Here is a 19358-nt window from a genome sequence, read left to right as displayed (position 1 = left end):
CATGCCCACGTCCAGACGAGCCTCCGGTGGGCCGCGTCTCGCCGTCTCCGCCGTCGGGCTGCGCAAGTCGTACGGGGACAAGACCGTCCTCGACGGCATCGACCTGCGCATCCCCGCCGGATCCGTCTTCGCCCTGCTCGGGCCGAACGGTGCCGGGAAGACCACCACCGTGCAGATCCTGTCGACGCTCGTCCCGGCTGACGGCGGGCGCGCCCAGGTCGCCGGGCACGATGTCGACGACTCGCCCGACGGGGTACGCGCAGCGATCGGTGTCACCGGGCAGTTCGCCGCGCTGGACGACCTGCTGACCGCCGAGGAGAACCTCCTCCTCATGGCCGACCTGCTGCGACTCGGCAAGCGCGAGGGGCGTCGGCGGGCCCGGGATCTGCTGGAGCGGTTCGACATCGCGGAGGTCGCCCACCACCGCGCCGCCACCTTCTCCGGTGGCATGCGGCGCCGGCTCGACCTCGCCATGACGCTGGTCGGCGACCCGCGCGTGATCTTCCTCGACGAGCCGACGACCGGGCTCGACCCGCGCAGCCGCCGCACCATGTGGGCCATCGTGCGCTCCCTGGTGGCCGACGGCGTCACCGTCTTCCTCACCACCCAGTACCTGGAGGAGGCCGACCAGTTGGCCGACCGGATCGCCGTCCTCGACGGCGGGCGGATCGTCGCCGAGGGCAGCTCCGACGAGCTCAAGGCGCAGATCCCGGGCAGCCACGTACGGCTGCGGTTCACGGATCAGGACGCCTTCGAGCGGGCGTCGGGCGCGTTCCCCGGAGCCGCCCGCGACGAGGAGGAACTCGCCCTGCGCGTGGCGGGCGACGGTGGCCTCGACGCGCTGCGCACCGTGCTCGACCGGCTCGACGCCTCCGGTGTCCGCGCCGCCGACCTCTCCGTACACACCCCCGACCTCGACGACGTGTTCCTCGCCCTGACCGGCGGCGGAACCACCGGGACCGAGGACGAGGCCGAGACCGGCACCGGCACCGGCACCGGCACCGGCACCGGCGAACGTCCCGCCCTCCACATCGAGGAGACCCTGCGATGAGCACCCTGACCTACGCCGTCCACGACTCGGCGACGATGCTGCGGCGGAACCTGAAGCACGCGATCCGCTACCCGGCCGTGGGGTTCGGCAGCGCCATGATGCCGATTCTGATGCTGCTGCTGTTCGTGTACGCCTTCGGTGACACGATCGGCGCCGGTATCGGAGGGAGCGGCGCCAGTGGCGGTGACGGTCGGGACCCCTATGTGCACGACGCCTATGTGAACTATCTGACGCCCGGCATCATCGTCATGGGGGTGGCCGCCGGTTCGATGTCGACGTCCATCGCGGTCTGCTCCGACATGACCGAGGGCATCATCAATCGCTTCCGCACCATGAACATCACGCGTTCGTCGTTCATGACCGGGCACGTCGTCGGCAGCGTCGTACAGACGATGCTCTGCATGGTCCTGGTCGTGGGCGTCGCGCTCGCCGTCGGCTTCCGGTCCGGGGCGACCCCGCTGGAGTGGCTGGCCGCGGCCGGGCTGCTCGCGGCCATCGCGTTCGCGGTGGCCTGGCTGTCGGCGGCGCTCGGGCTGATCTCCAAGACGGTCGAGTCCGCGAGCAACAAGCCGCTGCTGGTGCAGTTCCTGCCCTTCCTGGGGTCGGCGTTCGTACCGGCCGAGTCGATGTCGCCGGGGCTGCGCCGGTTCGCCGAGTACCAGCCGTTCACCCCGATGACGGAGACGCTGCGCGGGCTGCTGACCGGTACGGCGATCGGCAGCAGCGGCGTCGTCTCGCTCGCCTGGTGTGCGGGGATCGCCCTGGTCGGCTACGTCTGGTCGCGCTCCCGGTTCGACAACAGGAGCAAGAGCAGCGGTAAGAACAAGCGCTGAGGCCGGCTCTCGCTCCGCGCCCTCCGTGCCCTCCGTGCCCTCCGTGCCTCAGGAGCCGTACAGCTCCTCGATCTCCCTCTCGTACGCCGCCATGACCTCCTTGCGTTTGATCTTCAGGGAGGGGGTGAGCAGCCCGTTGTCCTCCGTGAACTCGCCCTCCACCAGCGAGAACTTCCGGATGGACTCGGCGCGCGAGACGGCCTCGTTGGCGTAGTCGACGGCCTTCTGGACGGCCTCGATCATGCGCGGGTCGCGGATCACCTCGGACATCGGGGTGTCCGCGGGCAGCTTGCGCACGCTCAGCCAGTGCGCGACGGACTCCGGTTCGAGGGTGATGAGGGCGGCGACGTAGGACCGGTTGTCGCCGACGACGATGCACTGGCCGACCGGCGAACGGCTGCGGAGCCGGTCCTCCAGGACGGCGGGCGAGACGTTCTTGCCGCCGCTGGTGACGAGGATGTCCTTCTTGCGGCCGGTGATCGTGAGGTAGCCGTCGTCATCGAGGGCGCCGAGGTCTCCGGTGGCGAACCAGCCGTCCGCGTCGAGGACTTCATCGGTCGCCGCCGGGTTGCGCCAGTACGCGCCGAAGACGATCGGGCCCTTGACGAGCACTTCGCCGTCGTCGGCGATCCGTACCGTGGTGCCGGGGACCGGCAGGCCGACGGTGCCCGGCCGGGGGCGCAGCGGCGGGGTGATGGTGGCGGCGGCCGACGTCTCGGTCAGGCCGTAGCCCTCGTAGATGACGATTCCGGCGGTGTAGAAGAACAGGCTGAGGGCGCGGTCGAGGGGGGAGCCGCCGCTGATCGCGTAGCGGAGGCGGCCCCCCAGCTCTTTGCGGACGCGGCGGTAGACGAGCAGGTCGTAGAGGCGGGTGGCGAGGGTGAGTGCGGGGCCGGGGCCCTTCTTGCCTTCGAGGAGTCTCGCCAGGTCGCGTTCGCCGTACGTGACCGCGATCCGGTCGGCGCGGTCGAACGACGCGCCGCGTCCGATCTTCTCCGCGGTGGCCCGGCCGGTGTCGTGGATCTTCTCGAAGAGGTAGGGCACACCGACCACGAACGTGGGCCGGAACGAGCGCAGTTCGGGGCGCAGTTCGGCCGGTTTGATGCTCGGGCAGTGGCCGAGTTCGATGCGGGCGAGCAGGCACGCCACCTGAATCGTGCGGCCGAGGATGTGCGCGAGCGGCAGGAAGAGCAGGGTGGAGGCGGCCTGTCCGCTGACGGCCTTGAAGAGGGGGTGCAGCAGTTCGACGGTGTTCGCGGCTTCCGCGTACAGGTTGCCGTGGGTGAGGACGCAGCCCTTGGGGCGGCCGGTGGTGCCGGAGGTGTAGCAGATCGTCGCGACGGTGTCGGGGGTGAGGGCGGCGCGGCGCTTGGTGACCTCGTCGTCCTCGATGTCCCGCCCCAGGGCGGCGAGTCGGGGTACGGCGTCCTCGTCGAGCTGCCAGAGGCGGGGTCGTTCGGTGTCGGGCAGGGCGGCCAGCGCGGTCTCGGCGGCGACCGCGTTCTCGGGGGTCTCCACGATCAGGGTGCGGGCGCCGGAGTCCCGTACGATCCACTCGATCTGCTCGGGCGCGGAGGTCGCGTAGACCGGTACGGTCTGGCCGCCGGCCGCCCAGATCGCGAAGTCGAGGACCTGCCACTCGTAGCGTGTGCGCGACATCAGGGCGACGCGCCCGCCCGGTTCGAGTCCCGCGGCGATCAGCCCCTTGGCGACGGCGGTCACCTCGCGGGCGAACGCGGCGGCGGTGACCGGCCGCCACTCCCCCGGCGCCGCGGGCTCCTTGCGTCGTACGACGACGGTGTCCGGGGCCTCCGCGGCGTTCACGTACGGGATGTCGGCGGGCGTGGAGCCGTCCGATGGGGGCGCGGCGAGCGGCGGGGTGCGGGCCTCGCGGACCACGCCCCGGTCGTCCCTGACGAGTTCGGGTCTGCCGCGTTCGGCCAGGTCGGCGCGGTTCCTGGCTCGCTTCAGATCTCTGCGTACGCCCATGACGGCTCCCGGTCGCGCGGCGGCTGGCGGTCGGTGCGTGCTTACTTACTCAGGAGTCAACTTACTCATGCGTAAGAAAAATTCAATGGGCGGTACGAGATCGGCCGCCGGGGGCCGCGCTCATGTCTCGGGCAGCCACGCCTCGCCGTCGAGGACGTCGCGCATGCCCACCCACACCATGTTCATCAGGCGCAGGGCGATGCCCTCAGGCCCCTGGCCGGGGTTGCGCTCCATCCAGTCGGTGAGCGAGTCGGCCGCGCCGACCAGCGCGTGCGCGACGAAGTCGGCGTCCTCGGCGCCGAGTCTGCCGCCCCTGCCGCTGTCCGTGATGCCGTCCCTGACGAGCCCGGCGACCTCGGCCATGACCGCGCGCCTGGCCTCCGCGACGGCGGTGGCGATCGCCTCGCTCAGCTCGCTGGCCTGGCGGTGCAGCACGACCCAACTGTCGCGGTGCTCGGCGACGAACGCGAAGAACGCCGAGAGGCCGCCGTAGAGCCGCAGTTCGGGGGCGGTGCCCGCGCCGCGCGCCGCCTCCTGGAAGGCCGCGACGAGCCGCTTCGCCTCGCGGCGCAGGCAGGCGAGGAAGAGGCCTTCCTTGGACTCCAGGTAGAGGTAGACCATCGGTTTGGAGATCCCGGCGAGTTCGGCGATCTCGTCGACGGAGGCGGCGTGGTAGCCGCGCTTGGCGAAGACGCGTACGGCCACGTCGATGATCTGCTGCTCGCGCTCCGGGCGCGGTACGCGCTTGCGCCGCGCCGCCGTGCGCCCTTGAGCCGCTCCTGGTGTCCCCGTCACTCTTGTCAGCCTACCTACGTCGCCGTAACCTTACCAATCAGTAATCTTACTATCCGGTAAGGACCTAGGAGAGTTCCCATGAGCGGTGCCGACGACATCGCGGCCCTCGACTTCGCGAGCGTCACCCCCGAGGAGTTCGCCCGGATCGTGAAGGGTCTGTCCGCGAAGGAGATCAACGAGATCGCGGAGGACACCACCCTGCGCACCCGCATCCTGAAAGAGGTCTTCGGGCGCATGGAGCGGCAGTTCAAGCCCGAGGTCGCCGGATCCCTGGAGGCGCTCATCCGCTGGAAGGTCACCGGCCGGGGCGAAACCCCCGACGCGGTCTACGAGACGAGGATCGCCGGCGGCACGTGCGCGGTCACCGAGGGCCGGTCGGAGGCGGAGCCGCGCACCACGCTCGTCATGGGCGACGCGGACTTCCTCAAGCTGGTCTCGGGCAACTCCTCGCCCGTCACGATGTTCATGATGCGCAAGGTCAAGATCGCGGGTGATGTCGCGCTCGCGGCGGGCCTGACCCGCTACTTCGACATCCCGAAGGCGTGAGGGCGGCGACACCATGGCTTTCTCTCTCGAACTGGACCAGGACCAGCGGGATCTGCGCGACTGGGTGCACGGGTTCGCGGCCGACGTGGTGCGGCCCGCCGCCGCCGAGTGGGACGAGCGCGAGGAGACGCCCTGGCCCGTGATCCGGGAGGCCGCGAAGATCGGCCTCTACGGGTTCGAGTCGCTGGCGGAACTCTTCGGCGACCCCAGCGGGATCTCGCTCCAGATCGCCAACGAGGAGCTGTTCTGGGGCGACGCGGGCATCGGCATGGCACTGTTCGGCACCTCGCTCGCGGTCGCCGGGATCTTCTCGTCCGGCACGCCCGACCAGTTGGCCGAGTGGGTGCCGCAGTGCTTCGGCGACGAGGACGACCCCAAGGTCGCGGCGTTCTGCGTCTCCGAGCCGCAGGCCGGTTCCGACGTCGCGGCGATGCGGACGCGGGCCCGCTACGACGAGGCCAAGGACGAATGGGTGCTCAGCGGCCAGAAGGCGTGGATCACCAACGGCGGCATCGCACACGTGCATGTCGTCGTGGCGTCCGTGGACCCCGGCCTCGGCTCGCGCGGCCAGGCCGCGTTCATCGTGCCGCCCGGCACACCGGGCCTGGAAGGCGGCAAGAAGATACGGAAGCTGGGGCTGCGGGCCTCGCACACGGCGGACGTCTTCCTCGACGACGTACGCGTGCCGGGCCACTGCCTGCTGGGCGGCAAGGAGAAGCTGGACGCGCGCCTCGCCCGCGCCCGCGAGGGCACCCGGGGCTCCGGCGGCCGGAGCCAGGCCGCGATGTCCACGTTCGAGGTGAGCCGGCCGACGGTGGGCGCGCAGGCGCTCGGGATCGCGCGCGCCGCCTACGAGTACGCCCTGGAGTACGCGGGCGACCGGGAGGCGTTCGGCCGCCCCATCATCGAGAACCAGGCGATCGCCTTCGCCCTGGCCGATCTGCGCACCGAGATCGAGGCGTGCCGGCTGCTGATCTGGCAGGCGTCGTGGATGGCCCGCAACGACAAGGTCTTCGACGCCGGGCAGGGCTCCATGTCGAAACTGCGCGCCGGTGAACTCGCCGTCGCCGCGAGCGAGAAGGCGATCCAGGTCCTCGGCGGCGCCGGGTACAGCAGGGAGCACCCGGTGGAGCGGATGTACCGGGACGCCAAGATCTACACCATCTTCGAGGGCACGAGCGAGATCCAGCGGCTCGTCATCGCGCGCGCGATCTCGGGGCGCCAGATCCGGTGAACCGGCGCCGGACCGGCCCGCGTCACAGGGCGCGGGCCAGTCCGGGGTAGTCGAGGACCAGTCCGTCCTCGTCGAACCCCACATCGGCCCGGAAGTCCCCGGACGCGTACCGGACGCGTGCCCCGTGCGGCGTGCGCCCCAGGTGGGTGTAGGTCTGCCGGGACGGCTCGACCGTGAGGGCCGGGACCGCGACCCAGGCCATCAGGAACGTGCGCTCGCCCGGCCCGAGATGGAGCCCGTGGCGGCGCACCGGCATGGTGTTCGTCAGGGGGCACAGCCCGAGGTCGCAGTCGAGGGCCCCGGCGAGTCCCGGCAGCTCCCGGCCGTCCGCTGTCCACCGCCCCACCTCGTCGCGCCGCAGATCCAACTCCCGGGCGCCGTCCGCGTCCTCGACGCTCACCCGCAGGCGCCGGGTCGCGAGGTCCTCACCCGTCTCCAGTGCGTACGTGACCCAGTACGGGCCCGGCGTGAGGCCCATGGCCCGGCCGTGGGCGCGGAGGCCGTCCGCGCCGAGTGCGATCCAGGCCGTCTCGTGGCCACCGCCGCTCGCGCTGACGTGCCAGGTGCGGACGTGCGTCGCCATGTCGGTCATCGCTCCACGGTAGGGCGCGTCACGCCGGGCCGCGAAAGCGCGGCCGTGCCGCGTCCTGCCGCTCCCTACCGGCTCCCGCTCAGCCCGGCCGCCTCGCGCACGGCGTCCGCCAGGGCCCGTACGTCCGCGTCCTCCGTGTCCGACCGCAACTGCCGTGCGTGCGCGGCGAGTCGGGTGAGGGACGGTTCTGCCGGGAACGGTTCGTCCGAGCCGTCGCCCAGGCGGTGGGCGAGGTACGCCGCCACCGCCGACACCCGCAGCCGGGGCGGTGTCGCGTCGGACCACAGGGGGCGGGCCAGCGCCGATGCCGCGATCGTGCCGGACTGTTCGCGGGGCGCGCAGCTCTGCGGGTCGAGCCAGCGGACCGTCGCCGTCGCCACCCGGTCTCCCGCGCCTTCGGCGGCCTCGCGGAGTTTGACCGCATAGAGCGCCGTCACGGTGTGGCCGGGGCCGATCTCGCCGCCGTCGACGCGGTCGTCGCGGAAGTCGTCGTCGGCGACGCGGCGGTCGCGGTAGCCGAGGAGCCGGAAGTCGGCGACGGTCCTCTTGTCGAAGGTGACCTGCGCCTTGGCGTCGCGTGCCCGCAGTTCCACGTTGGCGGGCAACTGCCGGCCGAAGACCTCGCGGGCGTCGGCGGGTGAGGAGACGTACGCGGTGTGGCCGTCGCCCCGGTCCGCGAGGCGCTCCATGAGGGCGTCGCCGTAGTCGCTGCCGACGCCGACGCCGAAGAGGGTGATGCCGTGGGCGCGGCGGGCGTCCGCGACGCGTTCGAGGATCGCGTCGGCCGTGGTCTCCCCGGTGTTGGCGAGCGCGTCGGAGAGGAGGACGACGCGGTTGGTGGCGCCGGGCCTGACCCCCTTGACGGCGGTGGCGTATCCGGTGCGGATGCCCGCGTCGAGGTTGGTGGAGTCGGTGGGTTCGAGGGTGTCGATCGCGCCCCGGACCCGGTCGCGGGTGTCCTTCCCCGGGGCGCCGAGCCGTGTCATGGGCAGGACGGTCCTCGCCTCGTCGCTGAAGGTGACCAGGGCGATCGAGTCGTCGGCGCGGAGCTGTCCGGTGAGGGTGGCCAGGGACGTCCTGACCAGGTCGAGGCGGCCCGGCTCGCCCATCGAACCGGAGACGTCGACCACGAACGTGAGCGCGGCGGGCGGGCGTTCGCCGCTCGCGGGGGCCTGTGCCGTCGCGAGGCCCACCCGCATCAGGCGCCAGCCGTCACCGCCGGTGCGGGCGCCGTCCAGGGTCACCGAGAACCCGTTGCCCGCCGGGCGCGGGTAGCCCTGCCGGAAGCTGTTGACGAACTCCTCGGGCCGCACCGTCGCCGGGTCGGGCAGCCGCCCCTCGGCCAGGGTGCGGCGGGCGTAGCCGTAGGAGGCGGTGTCCACGTCGAGGGCGAACGTGGAGCGGTGGTCCGCGTCGCCGTCGCGGTCGCCGTGCGGGGCGGCCGACGCCGCGGGGCCCTTCGGCGCCGGGCCGCGCGTGTCCTTCGCCGTGCCCGACGCGCCCTCGCCCGGCGCGCAGCCCGCGAGCAGCAGTCCGCCGGCGAGCGCGGCGGCGAGCGGCGCGCCGCCGCGCCACCGGACCCCGCCACGGTCACCCCTGTCACCCCTGCACCCCTTGCCGCCCCTGCCGACTCGCATGATCAGCCTCCCGCTCGCGGACGTCCCCCGGCGATGTCCTCCTGACTCTGACGTGGGAAGCGGGTGGAGTGTTCGTCCCGGGCCGTTGCGCCTCGGCCTCAAAGGGGTTACGGAGGGCGGCGGTTGTGACCGGTGGGTGATCCTCCGGAGACCGGGGCGCCACCTTCCCGGAGCGTTCGCGCTACGACACCACGTCCTTGCGCGCGAACCCGCGGAACGCCAGCGCGAACAGCACCACCGCGTACGCCACCGACACCGCCGCCCCCTGAATCATGCCGCCCCACTCGGGCTGCGCCTGGATCAGGTCCGCCCAGGCGAACTGCCAGTGCGCGGGCAGGAAGTCGCGCCAGTCGCCCAGCGCGGTGACCGCGTCCAGCACATTGCCGACGATGGTGAGGAAGACCGCCCCGCCGACCGCGCCCAGCGGATTGTCGGTCCGCGTCGACAGCCAGAACGCCAGCCCGGCGGTGACCAGTTGGGAGACGAAGACGTACGCGATCACGACGAGCAGGCGCCCTGTCGCCGTACCCGCGGGCAGGGCGCCGCCGGTCGGTATCTCCAGTGGCCCCCAGCCGTACGCGACCGTGCCCACACCGAGCGCGACGACGGGCAGCAGCACCATCGCGGCGAGGCTGAGCCCGAGCGCGACGACGAGCTTGGACCACAGGAGGCGGGCGCGGGGCACGGGCGCGGCGAGCAGGTAGCGCAGGCTCGACCAGTTCGCCTCGGAGGCGATCGTGTCGCCGCAGAACAGGGCGACGGGGATGACGAGCAGGAACCCGGCGGAGACGAACAGGCTCGTCGCCGCGAAGTTCGCGCCGGACGCCGTGGCCGTGTCCATCAGCGTGGTGCGTCCGTTGCGCCCGCCGGGCTCGCCGCCGATGGCGAACGCCGCGACGAGCACGAACGGCAGCAGCGCGAGCACCGCGCCCATGACGAGGGTGCGCCGCCGCTTCACCTGCCGGGCCAGCTCCACCCGCAGGGGCAGGGTCCGCCCGGGCCGGTACCCGTCGGCGCGTCCCGCGACGGGCGGGACGAGGGCGGGGGCCGAGGGGGGCGGGTTCGTCCCGGTGCCGCTCACGCGGAACCTCCGATCAGCGTCAGGAACGCGTCCTCGAGTCGTCGGTGCGGGCCGAACGACGTCACCGGTACGTCGAGCCGCACCAGCTCGGTCAGCAGGTGCGCGGCGGGGTCGGGCCCGGCGCCGTCACCGGCCGGTGCCGGGGCGAGCCGGATGAGGAGCCCGGCTTCCGCGCGGACCGCCGACTCCACCCCGTCCAGCGCGGCCACCTTCTCCAGGAGCGGGTCGGGCACGTCACCGGCGAGGCCGACGAGCACGGTGTCGCCGGAGCCGACGATGTCCGCGACGCGGCCGGCCCGCACGAGGCGGCCCCGGTCCATCACGACGAGGTGGGTGCAGGACTGCTCGACCTCGGCCAGCAGGTGGCTGGAGACGATGACGGTGCGGCCACCGCGCGCGTACCGGATCATCACCTCGCGCATCTCCCGGATCTGGGGCGGGTCGAGGCCGTTGGTCGGCTCGTCCAGGATGAGCAGGTCCGGCAGGCCGAGCATGGCCTGGGCGATGGCGAGCCGCTGGCGCATGCCCTGCGAGTAGGTGCGCACGGCGCGGGCCAGCGCGTCGCCGAGCCCGGCGATCTCCAGCGCCTCCTCCAGGTGCGCGTCACCGGGCGGGCGGCCGGTGGCACGCCAGTACAGCTCCAGGTTCTCCCGGCCCGACAGGTGCGGCAGGAAACCGGCGCCCTCGACGAAGGCGCCGACCCGGGACAGCACCGGGGCGCCGGGACGGATCGCGTGGCCGAAGACGCGGATCTCGCCCTCATCAGGGCCGATGAGTCCCATGAGCATGCGCAGGGTCGTCGTCTTGCCCGCCCCGTTGGGCCCGAGCAGGCCGAGGACCTGGCCCTTGTCGACCCGCAGGGACAGGTCGCGGACCGCGTACCGGTCGTGCGACCCGGCGTAGCGCTTGCTCAAGCCGGTTATCAGGAGCGGGACTTCGGCGAGGGCCGGGTCCGGGGCGGGCGCCGAGGTCCGCCTGCGGGACGTCAGCAGCAGCGCCGCCGCGAGGACGGCCGCGCCGATCGGCAGCCACCACACCCAGGCGGGCAGCGGTGTGGCCGCGGTCTCGACGCCGGGCGCGGTCGGCAGGGTGAGAGCGCCGTCGACCGACACCCGGTACGTCGCGGCCCGCGCCGGGGACGCGTAGCCGAGGTCCGTCGCGGACAGTACGAGGCGCAGGGTGTGGCCCTTTTGCACCTGGTGGTCGATGGCAGGCAGGGTGAAGGTGACGTCCTTGCCTGCTCCGCCCGCCCCGGTCACCCGTAGCGGCGTGACGAGTTGGGAGGGCAGTACCTGGCGTGTCCCGCCGGGCCCGGCGTCGTACATCTTGGCGAAGAGGACGGCGGTGCCGGTGGAGGACCGCACGTGGGCGGTGGCCGTCGGGGAGCCGGTGATCCGCACGGACCTTTCCAGCGGCGCCGACTCGAACCGGGCGAACTGGCCGGGGAAGTCGAGCGAGAGACCGGCGCCGAGGGACGACGACAGCGAGGAGGCGCCGCCCAGGCCGGGGACCGAGGAGATCGACGGCGGGGAGCCGCCCGGCGGGTTCTGGAACGTCTCGGTCGCGGACTTCAGCGGCACGCGGACCCGCTTCTCGCCGCGCAGCCCCGGGTAGCGGTCGCCGCTCGCGCCGCGCATCGTGGCCGCGCCGTCCGTGGAGTCGACGCCGCCGGTGCGGGTCACGCGGAACGCGGGCCCGGTGTCGACGTCCTCGTCCTTCAGGTACCGGTCGAACCAGGTGGTCACCCGGTGCTCGGTGCGGTCCGACTCCATGTCGCCGCCGTCGTGGCCGCCCGCGATCCAGTCGACGTCGACGGGCGCGCCGTTGGCCTTGATACGGCGGGCCATCGCGTCGGACTGGTCCAGGGGGAAGAGGGAGTCGGTCTGCCCCTGCGAGATGAGGGTGGGCACCTTGATGCGGTCGCCGACGGCGGACGGGCTGCGCTCCTCAAGGAGTTCGCGGGCCCTCGCGTCGGGCTGCCCGGCGACGGCGACCCGCTGGTACATGGCGCACAGTGCCGCCTCGAAGCGGCCGCAGTGCAGCCCTGCCTCGCTGGTGCGCGCGCCGATCTCCGCCGACCCGGTGGTGAAGAAGATGCCGGTCCACAGCTTCTTGAGGACGCCGTCGGGGAACAGGGCGTCCGCCAGGTTCCAGTACGTGATGTGCGGGGCGATCGCGTCGATCCGCTGGTCGTGGGCGGCGGACAGCAGCGACACCGCGCCGCCGTACGAGGCGCCGGTGACACCCACGCGCGGGTCACCCGCCTTGTCGAGCCGTACCTCGGGGCGGTCCGCCAGCCAGTCGATCAGCCGGGAGACGTCGGCGACCTCGCCGTCACGGTCGTTGAGCCCGATCTTGCCCGTGGAGCCGCCGAAGCCGCGCGCCGACCACGTCAGCACCGCGTACCCGTGCCGGGCCAGCTTCTCCGCCTCGCCCCGCACGTCGGCCTTGCTGCCGCCGAAGCCGTGGGCGATGAGGACCGCGGGCCGCTTGTGACGCGTGTCGCCCGAGGTGAAGTAGGAGGTCTTGATGCGGACGCCGCCGCCCATCGGCAGCGTCCGGTCCTGCCGGTGCACGGCCGTCCCGCCCCCGGAGGACGTGGCCGCGGCGACGGACCAGGTCCCCGCCCCCGCGAGCACCACAAGGGCCGCCGCGACGGCGGCCCACCGCCGCGGCTTCCCGCGTACTCGCTCGCGCCATGCGCCGATGCGTAGATCCATGCGTCAACGGTATGCGCCGCCACCGACAGTCACCGCACCCCCCGGTCGGAACCCTCCGACCTCCTCGGGTAGTACAGTCCGGCCGCCGTGTACCGCGGGCGTGGTACGACGCTGCCGGGCGCGCAGGGTCATTCGGGGATCGAGATCACCCAGCGTGCCTTCGGGTGCGGTCGCAGGTAGAGCGCCCAGTACACCGTCGCCGCCGCCGTGATCCCGCCCGTCCACAGCAGGTACGACACCTCCTGCTGACTGAGCACGTACACCAGGACCACGATCAGGAGCACCGGCACCGCGGGCCACAGCGGCATGCGCCACGCGGCCCGGTCGCGGTGCGCGCCGCGGCGGGCGAGGAGGGCGGCGACGGCGACGAGGACGTACATGCCGGTGACGGAGACGCCCGTCACGCCGTACAGGGTGTCGAGGTTGACGAAGCACAGGGCCGCGCCCGGTACGCCCACGACGAGGGTGGCGACCCAGGGGGAGCCGAACCGGCCGAGCCGGGACAGGCCCCGGTTGACCGGTGACGGCCACGCCTTGTCGCGGGCCGAGGCGAACAGGACGCGGGAGTTCTGGATGACCATGACGATGCCCGCGTTGATGATGGCGAGGGCGACGCAGAGGGAGACGAAGGTGCCGACGGCCGAGTTCGACCAGGCCTCGACCATGGCGCCGATGTCGCCCGAGGTGAGGGCAGTGAGGTCCGCCGCGCCCATCGTGATCGCCACGACCGGGACGAGGATGATCACCGTGGAGATGGCGAGGGTGGCGAGGACCGTGCGGGAGACCGAGGTGCGGGGGTTCTCCAGTTCCTCGGAGAGGTAGACGGCGGTGGAGAAGCCCTGGGTGACGAAGAGGGCGATCGCCAGGCCGGAGACGACCAGCATCGCCGTCACGGTGTCCGTGTGGCCGTGGCCGCCCGCCACCTGCATGGAGACCAGCGCGCCCGCGCCGCGCTCGGCGTGCGAGAAGCCGAGGACCGCGACGACCGCGGCCGCGATCACCTCCAGGACGAGGAAGACGCCGGTGATCCACGCGTTGGCGCGCAGATCGAGGAGGCCGGCGAGGGTGGCGAGCAGCATGACGCCGGCGCCCGCGACCGAGGGGTCGAGGTGGACGAGCGGCGCGAGGTAGTCGGCCGTGCCCATGGCGATGACGGGCGGCACGATCATCACGACGAGCAGGGAGAGGACGAAGACCAGCCAGCCGGCGAGGCGTCCCGCGAGCGTGGAGACCATGGCGTACTCGCCGCCCGCGCTGGGGATGAGGGTGCCCAGCTCCGAGTAGCAGAACGCCACGCCGATACAGAGCAGTGAGCCGATCGCGATGGTGAGGGCGGTGGCGGTGCCGAGTGAGCCGAACAGGTCGGGGACGACGACGAAGAGGGTGGAGGCGGGCGTCACGCACGACAGCGTGAGCAGGGTGCCGCCGACGACACCGATGGAACGCTTGAGCTTCTGGGGAGAACCTTCGGGTGCCGTGTCCGGCAGGACCTCCACCACCGGGGGGACGGCGGCGGTGGGGCGAAGCGTGTCGGTCATGGAGCGGTTCCGATCGACGTGTGCGGCAGTGGCTCGGGCGGGAGCGCTATCGCCTCCATGGGCTGTGGTGAGGGGTGGTACGGCCGCTCCCGGCGCGTCATCGAACCCCGCCGGTATCCGGAACGTCAACGCCCGTTTCCCTGCGGATTTCGCACTCGACACCTTGGCCAACTGCCCGCACTTCTTTAGCTGTTCGCAAAGTTGGCCGAGTTCAGTTCCCCGAACCTGCTAGTTGACCTTGTTAAGCAAGGTCAATGCGCCGCCCAGCCTGCACCGCCCCATTCATCCCCTACGTACGGGAACCGCAGCCCGGTCCCCGAACTTCGCCGGAATCTGTCCGCACTCCGGACAGCGCGCGAGTGCCCCGGCCCGCCGGGAGCGGCGGACCGGGGCACGGGAGCGGCGCGGGTCAGTGGTTGCGCGGGAAGCCCAGGTCGACCCCGGCCGGGGCGTCGGCCGGGTCGGGCCAGCGGGTGGTGACGACCTTGCCGCGGGTGTAGAAGTGCGTGCCGTCGTTGCCGTAGATGTGGTGGTCGCCGAAGAGGCTGTCCTTCCAGCCGCCGAAGGAGTGGTAGCCGACGGGGACCGGGATCGGGACGTTGACGCCGACCATGCCCGCCTCGACCTCCAGTTGGAAGCGGCGGGCGGCGCCGCCGTCGCGGGTGAAGATCGCGGTGCCGTTGCCGAAGGGCGAGGCGTTGATCAGCGCGAGGCCCTCCTCGTACGTCTGCGCGCGCAGCACGCACAGGACCGGGCCGAAGATCTCGTCCTGGTACGCCTTCGCCGACGTCGGGACGTGGTCGAGCAGCGAGAGGCCGATCCAGTGGCCGTTCTCGTGGCCCTCGACGGTGTAGCCGGTGCCGTCGAGGACGACCTCGCAGCCCTCGGCCGCCGCGCCCGCGACGTAGGAGGCCACCTTGTCGCGGTGGGCGGCCGTGATGAGCGGGCCCATCTCGGACGCCGGGTCGTTGCCCGGACCGATCTTGATCTTCTCGGCGCGCTCCTTGATCTTGGCGACCAGCTCGTCGCCGACCGCGCCCACGGCGACGACCGCCGAGATGGCCATGCAGCGCTCACCGGCCGAGCCGTACGCCGCCGAGACGGCCGCGTCGGCCGCCGCGTCGAGGTCGGCGTCGGGCAGCACCAGCATGTGGTTCTTGGCCCCGCCGAGCGCCTGGACGCGCTTGCCGTGGGCGGAGGCGGTGGTGTGGATGTGGCGGGCGATCGGGGTCGAGCCGACGAAGGAGACCGCCGCGACGTCCGGGTGCTCCAGGAGGCGGTCGACGGCGGCCTTGTCGCCGTGGACGACGTTGAAGACGCCGTCGGGCAGGCCCGCCCGCGAAAGCAGTTCGGCGAGCTTCATCGAGGCCGACGGGTCCTTCTCCGACGGCTTCAGGACGAAGGTGTTGCCGCACGCGATGGCGAGCGGGAACATCCACATCGGCACCATCGCCGGGAAGTTGAACGGCGTGATGCCCGCGACGACACCGAGCGGCTGCCGGATCGACGCCACGTCCACGCGGCTCGCGACCTGCGTCGACAGCTCGCCCTTGAGCTGCACGTTGATGCCGCAGGCGAGGTCGACGATCTCCAGGCCCCGGGCGACCTCGCCGAGCGCGTCGGAGTGCACCTTGCCGTGTTCGGCGGTGATCAGCTCGGCGATGGCGTCCCGCTCGGCGTCGAGCAGCGCGCGGAACCGGAAGAGGATCTCGGTGCGCCTGGCGAGCGAGGAGGTGCCCCAGCTCGCGTAGGCCTCCTTGGCGGCGGCGACCGCGGCGTCCACCTCCGCGGCGTTCGCGAAGTCGACGTGCGTGGTGACGGCGCCGGTCGCGGGGTCGGTCACCGGGCCGTGGTCGCCCGATACGCCCTCGACGGTCTTGCCGCCGATCCAGTGGTGGACCAACTTCGTGTCAGACATAGGGGCGACTCCTGTTGTGTCTCCAGCGTGGAACGCGTCCGCTGCTGCTTCACGTACGTCTCAGAGGTGGCGGCGGCGCGACCGCCGACGGCCCGTCCGCCGTCGCGGCCACGGGCACATCCCACCATGCCCGCCCGGGAGGCGGGCCCGACACTGTGTCTGTCGTTTCTGTCTCCCCATAGACACATGTGGGACAGACACATGCGGGACGAATCGCGGCGCGTGAAGCGGTGCACGGGGCTATCTCGGGCCGTGCGGTGTGCAGCAGTATCGGTGGATGAGTTCTCGCGCCCCGAGTTCCTCACGGCCGGCCGTCCGCCCCGCCCGCTGCCCGCACGGCACCTGGGAGACGGCGTCCGCGCGCCCGCACCCCCGGCTGCGCCCCGGCGTCCTCGGCTACCGCGGTTTCCGTCTCGCCTTCCCCGGGCCGCGCGCCCGCCTGGAGGCGCCGATCGGCGCGGTGACGCTGATGCTCGGCTTCCAGGGGGCGGTGCGCATCACGGAGGCGACGGGCGGCTGGGTGGGCGTCGGCGGGGACGGCGCCGCCCGCCCAGCGGGGCTGGGCACCATCGAGCTGTCCTCGGTCCTGTCGGGGCTGTCGACCACGCCGGTCCTCGGTGAGCACGACGGGAAGCTCGCCGGTGTCGAGGTGCTGTTGCGCCCGTGGGCCGCGTTCACCCTCTTCCGCACGGGCCTGCACGAGCTGACGGGAGCGCGGCTGCACCCGGACGCCCTGGACGCACTGCCGCACGAAGCGGTCGGTGAACTCGCGCACGCGCTCGGCAGGTCGGCATCATGGCGGGCCCGTTTCCAGCTCGTCGACGAGACCCTGGGCCGCTGGCTGGAGTCGGGGCCGCGCTGCGCCGACGGCACGGTGCGTGCCTGGTACGCGCTGGCGCACAGCGGTGGCACCGCGCCCGTCGGGCAGATCGCCGAGCAGGTCGGCTGGAGCGTACGGCACCTGGAGAACCGCTTCCGGGAGCAGATCGGGCTGAGCCCGAAGGCTGCCTCGCGGGTGCTGCGACTGCAACGGGCCCGGCGGCTGCTGTGCGCGGGCAGCACACAGGCCGAGACCGCCGCCGCCTGCGGCTACTACGACCAGGCGCACCTGAGCGGGGAGTTCAAGGCGATGACCGGTTGCACGCCCCGCCAGTTCGCCCTCGCGCGGGGCCTTCGCGCCGATCCGGGCGGGCCACCGGCCACGGACCGGCTCGCCGGGGAGGCGACGAGCCTGGTCCTGCGCCACCGGGGCCGCGCCGGCGGTGCGGATATCTCCAAGACCCGCGGCCCGCGCTGACGGCACTCTGGCTCTCCGGGCCACTCCTGTGGGGGGATGCGGGAAGGGAGGGGCCGGGTCCGGTGGAGCGGGCCCGGCCCCTCGCCCGGATCCGGGTCGTCCGTAGGGGCCTGTCCCTCGGAGCGCCGGTGTATGCGCCCGCGACGCATCCTGTTTGCATCATTCCCGTCACAAACGCCCGGTTCCTGCCACACATGTCCCGCCTACGCGGGTTCTCCGTCACAAGGGCCCCACAGGCCCACCCTTCACCTCGATGCACCTCGTTCATCGGGCACAGGGTGAGTGATCGCCGGCGGCCACCCCCGTGCCGCTGCCGCGACACCCGCCAGGGAGGAGCCACCGATGACCGACCGCAGGCTCTGGTCGTACAAAGAGATCGCCGCACATATCCGGGTACAGCCCGACACCGTCCGCTCGTACCGCAAACACGGCCTGCTGCCGCCCCCCGACCACGTGGAGCGCGGCAAACCCTTCTGGTACGCGGACACGGTCCGCGCGTGGGTGGCCTCACGCCCCCGCAACAGAGGCCGCGCGAGAGACTGAGCCCCGCCGAGGGGGCGCCCCGGTGGGCGCCCCCTCGTTCGGTACGGGAAGTGGCGCGGGGCGGCGCGCATCCCGGACTGCGACATTTCCCACCTTTAACTAAACTTCCCGCAAATCCCCCTTCACCCCTGCCCGTTCACGTCCGCCCGAGGGAAGCAGAGGCAACCGTCGTGCCGCACCCCCAGCGTCCAGGAGAGCCCCGGGCCCGCATCCCCCGGCAGCCCCTTCCTCCGGGAGCGCGGATACGCGCCGGTCTGTGGAGGCGCTGCCTCTGGGGCGGCCTGGGCCTGTGGGTGCTGACGGCGCTCGTCACGTACGCCACGAAGAACACCACCCTGCTCCCCACGCTCATCCTGCTCGGCAGCTTCCTCGTACCGGCCGTCTTCGTGCTCTGGGCGTACGAGCGTCACGGCCGCGACCTGGGCGTCCACCTCATCCTGGGCTGCTTCCTGGTCGGCGGTGTCCTCGGCGTGCTGGGCGCGTCGGTGATGGAGTACTACCTGCTGCATCCGTCGGTGTGGATGTTCGTCGGCGTCGGCCTGATCGAGGAGGCCGTGAAGCTCCTCGCCCTCATGTACGTGCTGCACCGCCACCCCCGCGTCCACGGGCTGCGCGCCGGTCTCGTCCTGGGTGCCACGGTCGGCTTCGGGTTCGCGGCGTTCGAGAGCGCGGGCTACGCGTTCAACGCGGCGGTCACCATGAAGGGCATCGACCTGCGCTCCCTGCTGGAGACGGAGGTGCTGCGCGGCCTGCTCGCCCCGTTCGGGCACGGTCTGTGGACGGCGATCTCCGGCGGCGTGCTCCTCTCCTTCCGCCGGCCCGACGGGAGCTACCGCTTCGCGGCGCCGGTCCTCCTCGCGTACGCGGGTGTCGCCCTGCTGCACGCCCTGTGGGACTCGATGCACGGCATCGCCGTCTGGCTCGTGGCCCGGGTGACCGGCACCGGCCTCGATCCCGCCCTGTTCGCGCAGGGCTACATCCCCGAGCCCACCAGCGCCCAGAAACACCTGTTCACGCTGTTCTCGGTGGGCGGCCTGGTCCTCGTCTCGCTGCTCGGGCTCGCGTGGGCGCGCTCTCTGACCCGTCGTGATCCTTCGTGGACTAATACCCCCTAGGGGTATAGGCTCGGGTGCGTCAGGAGATGCCGGGGTACCCGGCCCCTCACACGACTTCCAGCAAGGAGAACGACATGAGCGCCCAGACCGAGCTCCACCAGATCGGCACCGAGGCCGGGGCATCCGCCGCGCCCTCGGAGGCGTCCGGTTCCTGCTGCGGCGGCGCCTGCCACGGCGAGGCCGCGACCCCGGCCGCCGAGGGTTCCGTCACCACCGTCTACCAGGTCACGGGCATGACCTGCGGCCACTGCGAGGGCGCGGTTTCCGCCGAGCTCTCCGAGCTGCCCGGAGTCGCCTCCGTCCAGGCGGTCGCCGCCTCCGGACAGGTCACCGTGGTCTCCGCGGCCCCCCTCGACGAGGAGGCCGTCCGCGCCGCCGTCGACGAGGCCGGCTACGAGCTCGTCGGCAGGGCCTGACACCCACGGCGCCCCGGGCCGGGCAGCGGCGGACCGGCCCGGCCGCCGTACCC

The 19358-nt window shown here is 72.4% G+C and carries 16 protein-coding genes; 8 read left to right on the top strand and 8 right to left on the bottom strand.

Annotated features, from left to right (window positions below; all coding sequences use genetic code 11):
- Nucleotide 1 precedes the first annotated feature (1 nt).
- Both ACIRF8_RS03920 and ACIRF8_RS03915 read left to right on the top strand, forming a co-directional pair.
- The gene (locus tag ACIRF8_RS03920; RefSeq protein ID WP_404212269.1) at nt 2-1051 is read left to right on the top strand and encodes an ATP-binding cassette domain-containing protein; all 1050 of its coding nucleotides are present in this window, start codon (nt 2-4) and stop codon (nt 1049-1051) included.
- The gene (locus ACIRF8_RS03915; protein WP_404210540.1) at nt 1048-1884 is read left to right on the top strand and encodes an ABC transporter permease; all 837 of its coding nucleotides are present in this window, start codon (nt 1048-1050) and stop codon (nt 1882-1884) included. Before ACIRF8_RS03920 ends, ACIRF8_RS03915 begins: the two co-directional genes overlap by 4 nt.
- Nucleotides 1885-1932: 48 nt before the next feature.
- Here ACIRF8_RS03915 and ACIRF8_RS03910 read toward each other — a convergent pair whose 3' ends face one another.
- Both ACIRF8_RS03910 and ACIRF8_RS03905 read right to left on the bottom strand, forming a co-directional pair.
- Complete coding sequence (locus ACIRF8_RS03910; protein WP_404210538.1) at nt 1933-3873, bottom strand: AMP-dependent synthetase/ligase; 1941 nt, start codon at nt 3871-3873, stop codon at nt 1933-1935.
- A gap of 120 nt (nt 3874-3993) precedes the next feature.
- The gene (locus tag ACIRF8_RS03905) at nt 3994-4668 is read right to left on the bottom strand and encodes a TetR/AcrR family transcriptional regulator (RefSeq protein WP_404210536.1); all 675 of its coding nucleotides are present in this window, start codon (nt 4666-4668) and stop codon (nt 3994-3996) included.
- Nucleotides 4669-4746: 78 nt separating this feature from the next.
- Between ACIRF8_RS03905 and ACIRF8_RS03900 the strand changes: the two genes are divergently transcribed.
- Nucleotides 4747-5214 (top strand): SCP2 sterol-binding domain-containing protein, encoded by a 468-nt coding sequence (locus ACIRF8_RS03900; RefSeq protein WP_404210534.1) that lies wholly within the window; start codon nt 4747-4749, stop codon nt 5212-5214.
- A 13-nt stretch (nt 5215-5227) separates the two neighbouring features.
- Complete coding sequence (locus tag ACIRF8_RS03895; RefSeq protein WP_404210531.1) at nt 5228-6448, top strand: acyl-CoA dehydrogenase family protein; 1221 nt, start codon at nt 5228-5230, stop codon at nt 6446-6448.
- A 22-nt stretch (nt 6449-6470) separates the two neighbouring features.
- On the opposite strand, the gene ACIRF8_RS03890 is transcribed toward ACIRF8_RS03895, so the two are convergent.
- The 6 genes from ACIRF8_RS03890 to mmsA form a co-directional block, all read right to left on the bottom strand.
- Complete coding sequence (locus ACIRF8_RS03890) at nt 6471-7040, bottom strand: putative glycolipid-binding domain-containing protein (RefSeq protein ID WP_404210529.1); 570 nt, start codon at nt 7038-7040, stop codon at nt 6471-6473.
- A gap of 65 nt (nt 7041-7105) precedes the next feature.
- Entirely contained in the window at nt 7106-8677 is a 1572-nt protein-coding gene (locus tag ACIRF8_RS03885) for a von Willebrand factor type A domain-containing protein (protein ID WP_404210527.1), read from the bottom strand.
- Between the two features lie 181 nt (nt 8678-8858).
- Nucleotides 8859-9665: an ABC transporter permease gene (locus tag ACIRF8_RS03880; protein ID WP_404212267.1), complete on the bottom strand. Its 807-nt coding sequence runs from the start codon at nt 9663-9665 to the stop codon at nt 8859-8861.
- 89 nt (nt 9666-9754) lie between these two features.
- Nucleotides 9755-12478: an alpha/beta fold hydrolase gene (locus ACIRF8_RS03875; protein WP_404210525.1), complete on the bottom strand. Its 2724-nt coding sequence runs from the start codon at nt 12476-12478 to the stop codon at nt 9755-9757.
- Between the two features lie 128 nt (nt 12479-12606).
- Nucleotides 12607-14016 carry an APC family permease gene (locus ACIRF8_RS03870; protein ID WP_404210523.1) on the bottom strand — a complete coding sequence of 470 codons (1410 nt, stop codon included), beginning with the start codon at nt 14014-14016 and terminating at the stop codon, nt 12607-12609.
- A 409-nt stretch (nt 14017-14425) separates the two neighbouring features.
- Nucleotides 14426-15934: a CoA-acylating methylmalonate-semialdehyde dehydrogenase gene (gene mmsA, locus ACIRF8_RS03865; protein ID WP_404210521.1), complete on the bottom strand. Its 1509-nt coding sequence runs from the start codon at nt 15932-15934 to the stop codon at nt 14426-14428.
- A gap of 277 nt (nt 15935-16211) precedes the next feature.
- Here mmsA and ACIRF8_RS03860 point away from each other — a divergent pair, with 277 nt between their 5' ends.
- The 4 genes from ACIRF8_RS03860 (at nt 16212) to ACIRF8_RS03845 (ending at nt 19305) form a co-directional block, all read left to right on the top strand.
- Entirely contained in the window at nt 16212-17231 is a 1020-nt protein-coding gene (locus ACIRF8_RS03860) for a helix-turn-helix domain-containing protein (RefSeq protein ID WP_404210519.1), read from the top strand.
- Nucleotides 17232-17573: 342 nt separating this feature from the next.
- The gene (locus tag ACIRF8_RS03855) at nt 17574-17774 is read left to right on the top strand and encodes a helix-turn-helix transcriptional regulator (protein WP_404210517.1); all 201 of its coding nucleotides are present in this window, start codon (nt 17574-17576) and stop codon (nt 17772-17774) included.
- Between the two features lie 170 nt (nt 17775-17944).
- Complete coding sequence (locus tag ACIRF8_RS03850) at nt 17945-18889, top strand: PrsW family intramembrane metalloprotease (protein ID WP_404210515.1); 945 nt, start codon at nt 17945-17947, stop codon at nt 18887-18889.
- 74 nt (nt 18890-18963) lie between these two features.
- Entirely contained in the window at nt 18964-19305 is a 342-nt protein-coding gene (locus tag ACIRF8_RS03845) for a heavy-metal-associated domain-containing protein (protein WP_404210513.1), read from the top strand.
- Nucleotides 19306-19358 lie beyond the last annotated feature (53 nt).

It is taken from the genome of Streptomyces sp. NPDC102406, from assembly GCF_044765725.1.
Classification (GTDB): Bacteria; Actinomycetota; Actinomycetes; order Streptomycetales; family Streptomycetaceae; genus Streptomyces.
The sequence above is the reverse complement of the archived record's forward strand: the minus strand, read 5'-3'. Positions and strand labels throughout refer to the sequence as shown.